Source organism: Thiomicrorhabdus cannonii (genome assembly GCF_013391695.1).
Classification (GTDB): domain Bacteria; phylum Pseudomonadota; class Gammaproteobacteria; order Thiomicrospirales; family Thiomicrospiraceae; genus Thiomicrorhabdus; species Thiomicrorhabdus cannonii.
In genome coordinates, this window is the sequence record NZ_JACBGH010000001.1 from 23051 (window position 1) to 38584 (window position 15534).

Sequence of the window (15534 nt, forward strand, 5' to 3'; positions counted from 1 at the left end):
AAGCATGAATTAGGCCAAAATTCAGAGTTGTAAATGCACCAGTGTCACATCGTCTTTCAGACCGTAATCACCGCTGAAGGCTTGCACGCTCTCATAAAGCTTTTCCAAAGGGGAGTGCGTTGCCAGCAGGGCTTCAAACTCCAATTGAATGCGCTGCTGTCCAAAACGCTCTTTCAGCGGAGACAGCGCCTCTATCAAACCGTCCGAATAAACGAACAAATCACTGCCGGCCTCAGCGTCCATTTCTACCGCCTCCGGCGGCATTCCCTCCAAAGACACGACCCCCAACGCAAACGTGCTCGACGGGATGCACCCGGCCAAGCGCTGCTGTTTGAAATAGAGGGCATCGGCCATGCCGCAATTCCAGATGCGCAACCGCGCGCGCGATGGCTGCCACTCCACCAGCACGCTGGCCATAAAGATATCGGCCGGCATCTTGCGGTACAACTCCTGATTCAAACGCAGCAGAATCGTTTCCATGGACGCCCCCTGCTCCGCCAGCAGGTAGAACAGTGCGGACACCAGCGGGCCGCCCAGAGCCGCGGCCAAACCATGCCCGGTAAAGTCGCCGATCAACAGATAACGCTTACCGCAGGGGGTTTGCGCGGAGAGCACCAAATCGCCGTTGGTCGTACTTAAGGGCGCCATTAACACGCGCAGATTGTCGCTGACAAAAAATGCATCGTCACGCATATTCAAAATAACGTTCTCGATATAGTTGCGCTCTTTATTCAACAGCGCATTCTGATGCGTCAGCAGACGATGACTGCGGGACAGGCTCAAATGGGTACGCATCCGTGCCAGCAGCAATGCTTCGGTAAACGGCTTGGTAATGTAATCCACCGCCCCCATCTCCAGGCCGCGTTTCTCATCGGCCACTTCCGACATCGCCGTCAGAAACATAATCGGAATATCACGCGTCGAGGCCACGGTTTGCAGACGTTGGCACACCTCAAAACCATCCATGCCGGGCATATTGATATCCAACAGAATCAAATCCGGTTTACGTTGCGCCACCGCATCCAGGCAAGCCTGTCCACTTTCCAGCAACAGCAGTTCAAACTGGTCTTCCAGCAAATCCTCGAGTACAAAACGGTTGATCGGCTCATCGTCCACGGCCAGAACATAGGGTTTGAGGTGTGTCATCTGTTTGTCTCCGACATCGTGAGGCTCTGCACCGTTGAGGATGACTCGAAAGGCGGCTGCAATAGCAACGTGAACTTCAACACGGCACCGCTTTCGCTGCCGTTCTCGGCCCAAATCTTACCGTTATGGGCTTGAATGATGTCTTTACAAATCGACAACCCCAGACCGGTTCCGCGCTGCCCGCTATCCAGCTGTTTGCTTTGCACAAACTTGTCAAAAATCTGCTCCAGAGCGTTTTCAGGGATGCCCTGCCCCTGATCGGCAACCGACACCAGTAAATGTGCCTGATCATAAATCTCATAATGGATTTTAATGCGCCCGCCGGCATGGGAGAACTTGATCGCATTCGACAACAGGTTGGCCAGAACCTGCGAGATACGCAAGCGGTCAAAATAGGCAAACTGCGGAGCCAGAGGCATTTCGACGCGCAGTTGGCGCTCCTTCAAGAGTGAGGCCTGCTCGGCCACCACCTGTTCAATCAGCGTCTTCAGCTCCTGCTGCTGCAGATTGAAATCCATTTTGCCCGTTTCCAACTTGGCCGAGTCAAGCAGGTCATTCAACAGCGCCATCAAACGCTGCGCACTGGTATTAATCATTTCAAAATAACGCTTCAGCTTATCCGCACTGGCCTGACCGACGCGACTCTCCCCCAGATTGGCATAACTTAAAATGCCGTGCAGCGGCGTGCGGATTTCATGCGACATATTGGCCAAAAACTCGGATTTGGCCTGACTGGCCTTTTCGGCAATCTCCTTGGCCTGGATCAATTCGGTCTGCAACGCCTTACGGCGCGAGATATCACGGAAGGCGACATGAATGATCGTGCGGCCATAGAGCTCGAGACGGGTCAGCACCACCTCCGTCCAGAAAGGATCGCCGTTGGCGCGGCGGTTCAACCACTCGAAGGTGTGCGAACCTTTCTTTAGACACAGCTTGAACATCCGCACCCCCTTGCGGAAAGAACGCTCGCCGTCCGGCTGGTACTTTGGCGAAAACACACGGTTCGGCAGCTTGAGTATCTGCGCTTTGGAGGCGTAACCGAAGGTTCTTAAAGTCGCCTCGTTGCAATCGATGACATGACGCCCTTCGGTCAGAAAAATCCCGTCGGTCGATTTCTCAAAGACCGTTTCAAAGGCATGCTTCTGCTCCTGCAATTCCCGCGTGTATTTTTTAATTTCCGCCTGCAGCTCGCTGTTATCCAGCGACAGCGCGCGAAACGTCAGGCGCTCGGTCATGTCGCGCACAAACGCCGCCACGACCTCCTGACCATCCAATTCGAACTTGGTCGCGCTGATCTCCACCGGGAACTCGCTGCCGTCCTTGCGGCGGTGCACACTCTCCGCCAGAATGCGTTTGCCCGGTACGATAGACTCGCACATCTGCTTGAGTTCGGCCGCGCTGAAGCGTGCATCAATCTGCGCCAGATGCAGATTCAGATACTCCTCGCGGGTGTACCCGAGATTACGGCATGCCGCCTGGTTCACATTGAGGATTTCGCCGTCGCAGTTGACCAGCTGGAAGGCATCCGAACTCTGCTCCAGCAGCTCCTGATAACGCGCCTTCTCGGCCTGCAGCACCTTTTTGCTCTGCACCCCCTGATAGCGGTAACGCAGATAGAAAAACACCAGCAAAGCCACAAAGAAACTCATCAACAAGCCGCTCAGCAAGGGTTTTTTGCTGACAAATTGCGGATGGGCAAGCGCGCGGCTGTTCTGCATCAGGTCGATACTGGCCGACAACTCCCACACGCGGGTGCCGATCAGCAATCGGTAGGTCAACTGGCGGAATCCGGGGCTGTCGCTGTCGATCGCTTCATTCACATAAGACTGCGGCGCTTCGGTGACATCGGTAATCGCATAATGGAGCGTGCGGTTGAGGAAAAAGTCCTCTTTAACAAAATCCAAAAACTCCTTCATGCGCAGGATCAGCAACACAAAGCCCTGCAATTCCGAATCCGGGCCGCGTTTGAAGATAGGCTGGTAGAGCAAGGCCGCATGCTGGGTCTCGACCTCCTGCACCAGACGCGTCGGCGCAGTGATCACCAGCTGGTTTAACTTCATGGCGCGTTCAATGGCGGTGCGTTCCGGCGCAATGGAAATCACATTGAGACCGAAGGCGCTTTCATTGCCCTCCAGCGGGTAGATGTAGTTGACCGGTACATAATAATCAGCCAAGGGCGCGCTCACCATTTGGCCGTCAATCAGCGAACGGATCCTGAAATCGCTGCGGCTCTCCTGACTGACGGCCGTTTCAAAATCGTTTCTATCCTCCTGATTCACAACAGGCAGCCACTCCAGCGCCTGAATGGCATTTTTCGACGAGGTCAACACCTGCGCATAGCTCAGGAACTCGTTTCGCGTCACCTTTTCGTTGAATTTAAAAACGGCGGCAAGGCTGTTTAAACGTTCCGTCTCGGTGCGCATGGCCCGATCGACCGCCACAAAAAAATTATTGGCATCCTGCTCAAAATGCTTTTCAAGCTGGCTCTGTTGCTCGACAACCAGTTCGTTATAGCGCACCACGCTAAAGACCGCGCCTAATGCCAGAACGAAAAAACTAAACAGATAGATGTGCTTGAGAGACTGGAACAGATTCACGTATGGGTATCTTTTGTTAAGGTGGTGTCGATGCGTTCTGCTCAGGCCGTGCGTCACAACCTGAAGACAAGACACCATTTTAGCCCAAACTCTTTTACCCGCCTAAAAAAACCGGTTTGGGCTGCTATAAATAAGCAGCTATAAATAATCTGCCGTAAACTTCGCAAACCCGCCGCTTTTAAGTATGATGAAACCCCGCTATCAAACACAAGGAAATCAATCATGTTACAACCTCATCAACCTGCTCCGGCGTTTCAGACCGTCAACCAGCACAACCAGCCGGTCAGCCTGGAAAGTTTTAAAGGCCGCAAAAACGTGGTGCTCTATTTCTACCCCAAAGACGACACCCCCGGCTGCACCATCGAAGCCAATGAATTCACGCGTTTGGCTTCCGAATTTGCGGCGGCCGATACGGTGGTGCTGGGCGTCAGCAAAGACAGTTGCGCGAGCCATCAGGCGTTCATCGACAAGTTCGGATTGCAAGTCGATTTATTGTCCGACGAAGACGGTTCCTTGTGCGAGGCCTACGGCGTCTGGCAGGAGAAAGAGAAAAACGGCGTGAAAAAAATGGGCATCGTGCGTTCCACCTTTGTCATCGACAAAAACGGCACATTGGTCAAAGCGCTGTACGGCGTCGCCCCCGAAGGCCATGCGCAAGCGATGCTGGACGCGGTCAAAACACTTTAAAGCGGTCAATTTCGGCAGAAACACCAAGCAAACGGGGCGCAAAAGCGCCCCGTTTTTTTGGCCCAAAAATTCTCAACAGGCCGGGTATAGAAGAGCGCTTATTCCACCCGGCCGACTTTGAATTTACGCCCTTTGATTTTACCCTGATTCAACGCGCTGACCACCTGACGCGCCGCGTCCCGCTCCACCGCGACATAGGTGGAATGTTCCACCACATCGATCTTGCCGACCAATGATGCGTCAATGCCGGCTTCCTGCACAATCGCCCCCAGCACGTCACCGCGCCGCACCTTGTCTTTGCGCCCGCCGGAAATATACAGAGTAATGTACTCCGGCAAACGCTGCGGATTGCGCACTTGCGGCACGGTGTCGATCGACTCGTACTGCAACACCTGATCCTGCACCGCACATAAATTATCGAGTTTGTAACGCTCCTTCTCGGTGAACAGCGTCATTGCAATCCCTTCCATGCCGGCACGCCCGGTTCGGCCGATACGGTGCACATAGGTCTCATGATTGCGCGGAAACTCGTAGTTGATCACCACCGGCAACGCCTCGATATCCAGACCACGCGCCGCCACATCGGTCGCCACCAGAAAATGCACGCTGTGATGCTTGAAACGAATCAGAATCTGATCGCGCTCGCGCTGCTCCATATCGCCATGCAACGCCAAGGCGCTGAAGCCTTTGTCGTTGAGGTAATCGGTCACTTCCTGCGCCAAGGCCTTGGTATTACAGAAAATCATGCCGTGTTCAAAATCGTTGTAAGCCAGCAAACGCGCCAGACTCGGCAGCTTGTCCTTGTGATGACACAGATAAAACTGCTGATCGATGGTCTCCAGATCGTGCTGCACCTCCACCGTCACCTGGCGCGGGTTTTTCTGGAAGCGGCGGCTGATGTATTCGATATCGTCCGGAAAGGTCGCCGAAAACAGCGAGGTCTGGCGGGTGTTCGGGGTGTAGCCGATGATCTCCACCATCTCCTGTTTGAAGCCCATTTCCAGCATGCGGTCGGCCTCGTCCAGCACCAGCGTATGCACCTGATCCAACTGCAGATGGCCTTTTAGAATATGGTCTTTCAAACGCCCCGGCGTACCCACGACGATATGCGCACCATGTTCCAAGGTGCTGATCTGCGGGCGCATCGGCACGCCGCCGCACAGCACCACAATTTTGACGTTGGGCTGAAAACGCGCCAGACGACGCAGCTCTTCGGCCACCTGCGTGCTCAGCTCGCGCGTCGGGCAGATCACCAAACCCTGCACGGCCAGCGTTTTCGGGTCGATCTTGTCGAGCATGGCAATGCCGAACGCGGCGGTTTTACCGCTACCGGTCTTGGCTTGCGCAATCAGATCCATGCCGGCCATCGCCAAAGGCAAGGCGGCGCGTTGAATGTCGGTCATCTGCACATAGCCGAGGGCTTGCAGGTTCTCCAATTGAGCGGCGGGAATGGGCAGATCGGCAAAACTCAGTGACATAAGATTCTCTCTTAAGAAGACGCGGGTAATTTAGGGTTGCACTTTTAACCACAGAGCACACGAAGAGCACGAAGTAGTTCTAAAACCCATTTAGAATCTTCATGGCCTTCGTGCTCTTCGTGGTTTTATTCAAACAAGGCATCCATTACTCAAAACAGACACCCCGTTGGCTTAACTGTTCCAGGTTTCGCGCAACGCCACCGTGCGGTTAAACACTAAGCTGTCGGCCTTGTTATCGCGGCAGAAATAGCCTTCGCGTTCAAACTGGTAAGCCACTTCCACCGGGGCATCCGCCAATCCAGGCTCGACAAAACCGTGTTTGACCACCAACGAATCCGGATTCAGCACACTCTCGAAATCATCCGCCTTGCCCGGATTCGGCACCGTGAACAGACGGTCGTAAATGCGGAACTCCGCCGATACGGCTTTGGTTGCTTCGACAAAATGGATGACACCTTTGACCTTGCGACCGTCAGCCGGGTTTTTACCCAGTGTTTCAGGATCGTAAGTGCAATAAATGGTGGTGATATTACCGTCGGCATCTTTGTCCGCACGCAGCGCCTTAATGATATAGGCGTTACGCAGGCGCACCTCTTTGTCCAATGCCAAACGCTGGAATTTGTTATCCGGCGCCACTTCGGCGAAATCGGCACGGTCGATATACAGTTCACGGCCGAAGAAGATTTCGCGTTTGCCCATCGCCTCATTCTGCGGGTGCATCGGTGCCTGAATCGTTTCTGGTGCACTGTCCGCATAGTTTTCGATAATGACTCTGACCGGGTCGATGACGCCCATGGTGCGCGGCGCAACCACGTTCAAGTCGTCACGCACCGCCGCTTCCAGAATATTCATGCCGGTCATGCTGTCTACTTTGGAGATGCCGATGCGTTCGGCAAAGTCGCGCATCGCCGCCGGCGTATAACCGCGACGACGCATCCCTGAAATGGTCGGCATACGCGGATCGTCCCAGCCTTCCACCAGCTTGTCGTCCACCAGCTGATGCAGCTTGCGCTTGGACATCACCGTATATTCCAGATTCAGACGCGAAAACTCGTACTGGTGCGGACGGTCCGGCTTGTTGAAATCGTCCAGATTGTCCAGCACCCAGTCATACAAGCGGCGGTTGTCCTGGAATTCCAGCGTACACAGCGAATGGGTAATGCCCTCGATCGCATCGGAAATACAGTGCGCAAAATCGTACATCGGATAGATGCACCATTTGTCGCCGGTTTGGTGGTGGTGTTCGAAACGCACGCGGTACAGGGTCGGGTCGCGCATACACATGAATGACGACGCCATATCGATCTTGGCGCGCAACACACATTCGCCCTCTTTGAAACCGCCGGCGCGCATCTTCTCGAACAACGCCAGATTTTCTGCAGGCGACGTATCGCGGTAAGGGCTGTCTTTGCCCGGCTCGGTCAGGCTGCCGCGGTATTCACGCGTTTCTTCGGCATTCAAAAAACAGACATACGCCAAACCTTTGTTGATCAGCTCGACCGCGTACGCATAGAACTGGTCAAAATAGTTCGACGAGTAACGCGGCTCGCCTTCCCATTCAAAGCCCAGCCACGCCACATCGCGTTTGATGGATTCGACATACTCGAGGTTTTCCTTGGCCGGATTGGTGTCGTCAAAACGCAGATTACATTTGCCCTGATAGTCGAGCGCCAAACCGAAATTCAGACAGATGGATTTGGCGTGGCCGATATGCAGATAGCCGTTAGGTTCCGGCGGAAAGCGCGTGGTGATGCTCTGGTGCTTATGATTCGCCAGATCGTCGTTAATGATATTACGGATAAAATTCACGGGACGTTCCACGCTGTCGGCTTTAACCTTGTCGCTCATCTGTTCAAAAACCTGTTTAAATTGTGCAAAAAGACCGGCAAACACCCGGCCTGTTGAGTTTAAAAAATGAAAAAAATTATAGCATCAAATCCGCCATTACTCGGCTTGTTTTGATGAAATCATCTGTCTGCCAGCCTCTCCACATGCAACGCTTAAACCAGGTTGGCTGTGCGTCGTGTATTTTTGCTTTGCAAGCCGGCTCAACTGTGTCTATGATGGAAAAACTCAACCATAAACGGTCAAAACCTTATGTTTATTAGTGCCTTAGAGCTTTTTAAGATCGGTATCGGCCCGTCCAGTTCGCACACCATCGGCCCGATGATCGCCGCGCGACAATTCATGCAAACGGTTGCGACCTATCTGCAGCCGCAAACTGCGGCAGACTGGCAAGTTCACTGCATTTTGAAAGGATCGCTGGCCTATACCGGCAAAGGCCACGCCACCGACCGCGCGGTGATGTTAGGACTGCACGGCTACGAAGCGGAAAACCTGCACGGCCTCAATGTCAGCGATCTGGTCGAGACACTCGCTACACGCCAACAGCTTGATTGCGCCGACCATCGAATCGCCTTCAAGATGCCCGACAATATCGCGTTCGATTTTGGCGAGCCGTTGCCCGAACACCCTAACGGCATGATTCTGCGCCTGCTGGATGAGAGCGGCCAAACCGCTCTGGAAGAAACCTATTTCTCGATTGGCGGCGGGTTTATCGCCACCAAAGCACAACTGCAAAAACAGGCTGAAACGGCGTTTGTGGAACCGGCTTTAGCTAGCCCCTATCCTTTCGACACGGCAAAATCCATGCTGGCCATGGCCAAACAAAACAGCCTTTCGATTGCCGAAATGAAACTGGCCAATGAGCTCACGCGTTACAACCTGACCGAACTTCATACACGGCTCGATGCCATCTGGCACGCCATGCGCGATTGTGTCGAAGCGGGCTTGAAAGCCGAAGGCACCCTGCCAGGCGGTTTGAACGTGAAACGCCGCGCCAAGGCGTTATTGGCGCAAATCGAAAACGACCCGGAAACGACGGTTAATGACTGGCTGTGCGCCTATGCGATGGCGGTCAACGAAGAAAACGCCGCCGGTCATCGCGTGGTCACGGCCCCCACCAACGGTGCGGCCGGCGTGATTCCGGCGGTGCTCTATTACTACGTTACACATCACCGCACACCGATTGAAACAATCCGCGAATTCCTGCTTACCGCCAGTGCCATCGGCGGTCTGATCAAGCACATGAGTTCCATTTCCGGCGCCGAAGTCGGCTGCCAGGGCGAAGTCGGCTCCGCCTCGGCGATGGCGGCCGCCGGGCTTTGCGCCATTCGCGGCGGCACACCCGAACAGATCGAAAACGCCGCGGAAATCGCGCTGGAACACCACTTGGGCATGACCTGCGATCCGGTGATGGGCTTGGTGCAGATTCCGTGCATCGAGCGCAACGGCTTCGGCGCTATCAAGGCCTATGCGGCGGCCTCTTTGGCGCTACGCGGCAACGGCGAACACTTTATGCCGCTGGACAGTTGCATCAAGGCCATGAAAGAGACCGGGCTGGAGATGTCGCACAAATACAAGGAAACCTCATTGGGCGGGCTGGCGGTTCATATTATTGAGTGCTGATACCGCTTTAATGAAAGAGTAACCGAATTTTATGATTGATTTATTGAACTACAGAGACCACGAAGAGCACGAAGACTTTGAAAAACTTCGTGATCTTCGTTGTCTTCGTGGTTCAGTTTTTTTGAATTTTCAAAAGAGTGCGTGACTTACTGCAAATCCGCCTTATCCGCCGGCACATAACTCAACTTGAGCAGACGCACTTCGCGCTGGGTTTCGGGATTGCGGTAAATGGTATGCATCGGCTCGCTGCGGACGAACTCGTAATTTTCATCCATAAAATGGCTGCGTTCTTCAAAAAAGCGTTTCAGAATCGAATGTTCCAACGTCCAGCCCTTGGGCATCGCCACGCCCTTGACCGCCTCCGGCGCATTCAATCCGGCCAGACAGATGAGGGTGTTGTCTTTGAGTTTGGTGAACTGCACTTTCAGCCAGTCACACTGGCCTTCCATCTCGCCGAATTGCGTCACCATGACCATATCGGCGCTTTGCCCGGCTTCCGCATCGGCGGCATTGATCAACCCCGCCTCCTGCAATGCCGTCATAAAGACGCGCACGGCCTGCAAATCCAAAAAACCAATGCGCAGCAAATCGTTGTCGGCGCATAACGCCATCGGATGTAAACTGCTATCCACCGTCGACAACGCCGCCAAAGCATCCGCTTTGCGTGCCGCTTGCGCCTTATTCACCACTATGCTGTAACCTTCAATCAGAACTGCCATCGTCTTTCCCTTTTAATTGGACACTTGGGCACCTCGACTAACCCCAGATTGACTTCTGCGGGACTTAAAGTTTCCTTATGCGAGGTGCCCACTTATTAACCGTCCTTACCTCTTCTGCGCATTATACCGACTTGGCGTGTTTTATACAGAAGCCTGCACGCCGGGCTGTCCAAAAGTGGGATGACGCCGTCAATTCTCCAATATTTTGTCGTAAATAATGCTGCGATTACGCCCCTGCTCCTTGGCGCAGTAGAGTGCCTTGTCGGCCTGAGACAACAGGGTTTCAAAATCGTCCGATCCGTCGTGCGAACATGACAACCCGATTGACAGCGTAACCGGTGCCACGCCCGTGGCTTTCCAATCGGCCCCGCGCATGGCCAGATGCAACTTATCCATCATCGGCTGCAAATGGTCGCAGTCATTCAGCGGCGCCACCCACACAAACTCTTCGCCGCCCCAACGGTATAAAACATCGGTGCTGCGCATCTGCGCCTGTAAAAGTTGCCCCACATAGGCCAACACCCGGTCGCCGCTCTGATGTCCGTAAAGATCGTTGATGTCCTTGAAAAAGTCCAGATCAAGCACCGCCACGCCCATTTTCTGGCCATGCCGTTTTGCCAGCTGAAACAGGCGCGCCGCCTCGCGTTCGCCTGCACGGCGATTCATCAGGCCGGTCAGCGGATCGTGTGCCGCCAGATTTTCCAATTGAAATTCGAGTTTCTTGTGATCGGTGATATCCCGCACCATCCCCACCACATGGGTGGGACGGCCCTCTTCATCGCGCTGACAGACCTTGCCGGTATCATCCACCCAGATATAGTGACCATTGCGGTTTCTGAGGCGGTAACGCGCCTGGTAAATGGTGCGTTTTTCCGCCAGATGCTCGTCCAAAATGTCTTTGACGCGCTCAAAGTCGTCGGGATGGACGTTTTTAACCCACGTATCCAGATGCGGCGTCATCTCATCCGGCCCATACCCGAGCATCCGTTTGAGCTTATCACTGAAAAACACCGAATTGTCCTCCAGCTGCCACTCCCAGAAACCGTCGGCCGCCTCGTTCAGCGCAAACCAGATACGGTTGTTGCGCGCATTCAAATCCACCTCAAGCGCCAGACGCTGATTGATATTGCGCGCCACCGAAACGAAATAGGTGTGCCCGGCATAGTCAAAATGCGAGGTATTGACCTCAACCGCCACTTCGCTGCCGTCCTTGTGGGCATGGCGGCCGATAAACCGGAATACCTCGTTGGCCAGAATCACCGCCTTGATTTCGCTCCATTGCGGCAATCCGGTCACATCCTTCTGCAAACTCAATACCGAATGCTGCAATACCTCGTCCGCTTTGTAGCCCAAATCCTCATAGCCCTGGCGGTTGCACCAGACGATATTGGAGGTTTCAGGATCGATCAGATAGACCGCATCATACACCGCCGCAAAGATCTGTTCGCACGGCGGCAACGAACCTGTCTCAATAAATTTCATACACCCACACTCTTGCGAATCGAAAAAACGCCCCGCAGGACAGCTAAATTAAATAACAGCTTATTTTATAGGGTCATAACAAGCTCTTGCAACGTAAAACTGCGTAACACCCATTGATTATACCTATCATACAGACAAGTTCCATAAAGCCAAAAACGCTCCGCGCCCCCTCTAGCGGCCTTGTACAAAGCGGTTGCCTGCCTATCTCTTAGCATGTAGAATACCGCGTTTCAGGTGCCTACCCGCCAATCGGGTAAGTTAAACGGGAAGTTTGGTGCGGGTCGTTTTTAACAACCTCATTCCAACGCTGCCCCCGCAACGGTAATAGAGAAGAAGGATGGTTATGCCATTGGAAACCGCGGTTTCCGAGAAGGTCATCCCAAAGTGCTCTTAAGCCCGGATACCGGCCTGAAAACCGTGCGCCGCCTAAGCGGCGTACTCAACCGATTGCGGTGGGCAATACGGAAGAATAGGCCAACTTGGCTGCGCAGAAGCAAGGCAAATCCGCTTCGCGCAAACAACGTAATTTATTCTCAACAGGCCGGGTACGCACACACGTTGCACCCCCGCTGTTTCCGTTTGCCTTCGTTCATATAAAATTATGAAATGAAGGAATATCATGAAATTAAATCCCCTTGTAAAGGCGATTTCAATCGCTTTACTCTCAGCACCGCTTGTTGCCACAGCCAATACAGAGCTCGAGCAGATCGTGGTCAGTGCCAACAATACCGAACAGTCCTTGCGCGACGTCACGTCGAATATCACGCTGATCAGCGCCGAAGAAATCGCCGAGAAACAGTATCAAACGCTGGCAGATGCTCTCAAAACCGTGCCCGGCCTCAGCGTAAAAGGTTCCGGCGGCTTGGGCAAGGCCACCTCGGTGTATCTGCGCGGTTTTGAAAGCAAAAACATTCTGATTCTGGTTGACGGCATGGATATGACCGACCCGGCCGGTTTGGGCGGCGCCAACCTCGAAAACATCTCCCTTAGCGATGTGGCACGCATTGAAATCATCAAGGGGCCGCAATCCGGCGTGTGGGGCGCCAACGCAACCGCCGGCGTGATCAATATCGTGACGCAAAAAGGGCGGGATCACAGCCACGTCGCTCTGGAGGTTGGCAGCGACCACACACGCAAAATAACCACCGGCATCAGCGCAGGCAATGAGCAATTCGATTTCAACTTCAATCTGATGAGCTTGGCCACCGATGGTTTCTCGGCTCTCAGACCGGCACAAGAGAGCCACGCATCATTCGAGAAAGACGGCTACCAACAAAACGATGTCAGCTTCAAAATGGGCATTCAACCAGCACCGCAGCACCGACTCGAAACCCTCATCAAACAATCAAGCGGCCAAAACGACTACGACAGCACCACCAACCCGGATGACACCACCAACAGCAGCCGCTTCGAACAATCGGTGCGCCAACTGCAATATCTGTTCAATTCCCCAGTGTGGAACAGCCGGGTGCATATCAGTCAAAACAGCCTCGACCGAACGCATATCGGCTACGGCAGTGAATATCACGGGCTCATCAATGAGCAGGGCGTGCAGCTGGGTCGTCGTTACGGCGAAGACAATTTCATGCAGATCGCCCTCAACCATAAAGAATATCTGGCCGAGACAACCTATCTGCCGCGCGGCCGTTTCAATAATGTCAGCTACGCGCTGACACACTCCCATCATCTGTTCGGGTCACTGACCCTGAACGAATCGTTGCGCTACGACGAATTTGACCGGTTTGACAATGCCGTCACCGGCAAAATCGGTTTCAGAAACCTCTTTACCTCCGATGTCTTTGTCGGCGCCAATATCGGCACCGCCTATAACGCCCCTACCTTGTCGCAGTTGTCGCGTCCCAATCCAGAGGCATTAAACCCCGAAAAATCGGAAAGTTATGACATTACATTGGGCCTGTACGGACTTGAGGTGACCTATTTCGACAACCGCATAAAAGACCTGATCGAATATGTCCCCTCGCCGCCGCCCTACACGCAACCCTACTACTATAAAAATGCCGAGCAGAAAGTGATCAGCAAAGGGGTGGAACTCGCCTACAAACGCAGTTTTGACGCGCTGGATACCGACATGCTGCTCAACTACACCTGGCTTAGCGCCAAAAACGAAAACGGCGACGATCTGCCTTACCGCCCCAAACAACAAGGCAGTCTGGCGCTCGACTATTACGGCATTAAAAACTGGCATATCGGCCTCGAAACCCGCTACATCGGCGAGCAATTTGCGACCACTTACAACAATGACGATGCCGAAGGCAATCCCTACCACATCGACATCGGCCATTATTTTGTGACCGACCTGAAAGCCGATTACCAGATCACGCCCAACCTCAGCCTCTACGGCAGAATCGTCAACCTAACCGATGACGCCTACACCGAAAACGTCAGCAAGGCCACACAAACCACCGCCAACTACGTCTACAGCAACGGCGGCCGACAATTCTTTATGGGAATCAAAGGTCAACTCTAATGTCACACGGCACCCTCATGATCCAAGGCTGCACTTCCGACGCCGGCAAAAGCACGCTGGTGGCCGGACTGTGCCGCGTGCTGCAAACACGCGGCTATAGCGTCGCGCCCTTCAAGCCGCAGAACATGGCGCTCAACTCCGCCGTCACTGCTGACGGCGGCGAGATCGGCCGTGCGCAGGCGTTGCAGGCGCAGACCGCCAAAGTGCCGTTGAGTGTGCACATGAACCCGGTGTTGCTCAAACCCAGCAGCGATACCGGCGCGCAGGTCATACTGCAAGGCCAGTCCATCGGCAATCTCAATGCCATGGACTATCACGCCTACAAACCCAAAGCCGCGCAAGCGGTTTTCGATTCCTTCCAAATACTCTCAGAACTTTATCCAAACATCATCGTTGAAGGCGCCGGCTCCCCCGCCGAAATCAATCTGCGGCAAGGCGATATTGCCAACATGGGCTTTGCCGAAGTGGTCGATTGTCCGGTCATTCTCATTGCCGACATCGACAAGGGCGGCGTCTTCGCGCATATCGTCGGCACGCTGGCGTGCCTGAGTCAATCTGAAAGGGATCGGATTAAAGGTTTTGTGATCAACCGCTTCCGCGGCGACATCGCTTTACTGCAAGACGGGTTGGATTGGCTCGAAGCCAAAACCGGCAAGCCGGTTTTAGGGGTGCTGCCCTATCTGCACGGCTTGCATCTGGATGCCGAGGATGCTGTAAGTGTGAACCACAGAGGCACAGAGACACAGAGCTCCAATGTCATTAAAATCATAAGCCCGCTGCTGCCGCATATTTCCAACCACACCGACCTCGATCCGCTGATACACCATCCGCAGGTCGATTTCCGCTGGGTCAAACACAACGAATCCATTCCGCCGGCCGATCTGGTCATTCTGCCCGGTTCCAAAAGCGTGATGGCCGACCTGGCCTGGCTTAAAGAGCAAGGCTGGCCATCCTATCTGCAAAAACATCTGCGTTACGGCGGCAAGCTCATCGGCATCTGCGGCGGCCTGCAAATGCTGGGAGAAAAACTGCTCGATCCCAATGGAATCGAATCCGATATCGCGGAAATGGACGCTTTGGGCTTTATGCCCTACCACACCGTCTACGGCGAAAAAAAGCAACTCAAAAACCGAACAGGCCGGGTATTGCTGGGCGAGCAAACCGCCGCCATGCAAGGCTACGAAATCCATCAGGGCTGCACCGATTTCGGCACGCTCACGCCCGCCATCCGTTTCGACAATACCGAAACCGACGGCGCCATCAGCGACGACAACCGGATTCTGGTCACCTATTGTCACGGCCTGTTCGATCAGGCGCCCGCTTTGCAAGCGTTGCTGGCTTGGACCGGCCTGTCCGAAACCGAAGTCTTCGATCTGAATGCCTATCGGGAAACGCAAATCGAGCGGCTCGCCGCGTGTTGCGCGCAACATCTCGACATCGATAAAATTCTGGAGATTATGGAGTGATTG

Annotated in this window: 10 protein-coding genes and 1 riboswitch; of the genes, 4 read left to right on the top strand and 6 right to left on the bottom strand. The window is 54.0% G+C overall.

Features of this window, described 5'->3' with window-relative positions:
* Positions 1–21: 21 nt before the first annotated feature.
* Together HZ297_RS00120 and HZ297_RS00125 are read right to left on the bottom strand one after the other, a co-directional pair.
* Positions 22–1146: a fused response regulator/phosphatase gene (locus HZ297_RS00120; RefSeq protein WP_178860708.1), complete on the bottom strand. Its 1125-nt coding sequence runs from the start codon at positions 1144–1146 to the stop codon at positions 22–24.
* The gene (locus tag HZ297_RS00125) at positions 1143–3743 is read right to left on the bottom strand and encodes a CHASE domain-containing protein (protein WP_178860710.1); all 2601 of its coding nucleotides are present in this window, start codon (positions 3741–3743) and stop codon (positions 1143–1145) included. The genes HZ297_RS00120 and HZ297_RS00125 overlap by 4 nt, the downstream gene beginning before the upstream one ends.
* A 222-nt stretch (positions 3744–3965) precedes the next feature.
* On the opposite strand from HZ297_RS00125, the gene HZ297_RS00130 reads away from it, so the two are divergent.
* Positions 3966–4430 (top strand): peroxiredoxin, encoded by a 465-nt coding sequence (locus tag HZ297_RS00130; RefSeq protein ID WP_178860712.1) that lies wholly within the window; start codon positions 3966–3968, stop codon positions 4428–4430.
* Between the two features lie 98 nt (positions 4431–4528).
* On the opposite strand, the gene dbpA is transcribed toward HZ297_RS00130, so the two are convergent.
* Both dbpA and glnS read right to left on the bottom strand, forming a co-directional pair.
* The gene (dbpA, locus tag HZ297_RS00135; RefSeq protein ID WP_178860716.1) at positions 4529–5908 is read right to left on the bottom strand and encodes an ATP-dependent RNA helicase DbpA; all 1380 of its coding nucleotides are present in this window, start codon (positions 5906–5908) and stop codon (positions 4529–4531) included.
* Positions 5909–6079: 171 nt separating this feature from the next.
* Positions 6080–7756 (bottom strand): glutamine--tRNA ligase, encoded by a 1677-nt coding sequence (gene glnS, locus HZ297_RS00140; protein ID WP_178860718.1) that lies wholly within the window; start codon positions 7754–7756, stop codon positions 6080–6082.
* 249 nt (positions 7757–8005) lie between these two features.
* Between glnS and HZ297_RS00145 the strand changes: the two genes are divergently transcribed.
* Positions 8006–9376 carry an L-serine ammonia-lyase gene (locus HZ297_RS00145; protein ID WP_178860720.1) on the top strand — a complete coding sequence of 457 codons (1371 nt, stop codon included), beginning with the start codon at positions 8006–8008 and terminating at the stop codon, positions 9374–9376.
* Between the two features lie 146 nt (positions 9377–9522).
* Here the strand turns inward: HZ297_RS00145 and HZ297_RS00150 are convergent, their stop codons facing one another.
* Both HZ297_RS00150 and HZ297_RS00155 read right to left on the bottom strand, forming a co-directional pair.
* Complete coding sequence (locus tag HZ297_RS00150; RefSeq protein WP_178860722.1) at positions 9523–10095, bottom strand: hypothetical protein; 573 nt, start codon at positions 10093–10095, stop codon at positions 9523–9525.
* 189 nt (positions 10096–10284) lie between these two features.
* On the bottom strand, positions 10285–11577 hold the full coding sequence (locus HZ297_RS00155; protein ID WP_178860724.1) for a sensor domain-containing diguanylate cyclase: 1293 nt from the start codon (positions 11575–11577) through the stop codon (positions 10285–10287).
* A gap of 215 nt (positions 11578–11792) precedes the next feature.
* Positions 11793–12003: riboswitch (cobalamin riboswitch) on the top strand.
* Positions 12004–12196: 193 nt separating this feature from the next.
* On the opposite strand from HZ297_RS00155, the gene HZ297_RS00160 reads away from it, so the two are divergent.
* Together HZ297_RS00160 and HZ297_RS00165 are read left to right on the top strand one after the other, a co-directional pair.
* Complete coding sequence (locus HZ297_RS00160) at positions 12197–14065, top strand: TonB-dependent receptor plug domain-containing protein (RefSeq protein ID WP_178860726.1); 1869 nt, start codon at positions 12197–12199, stop codon at positions 14063–14065.
* Complete coding sequence (locus HZ297_RS00165; protein ID WP_218644493.1) at positions 14065–15531, top strand: cobyric acid synthase; 1467 nt, start codon at positions 14065–14067, stop codon at positions 15529–15531. The genes HZ297_RS00160 and HZ297_RS00165 overlap by 1 nt, the downstream gene beginning before the upstream one ends.
* Positions 15532–15534 lie beyond the last annotated feature (3 nt).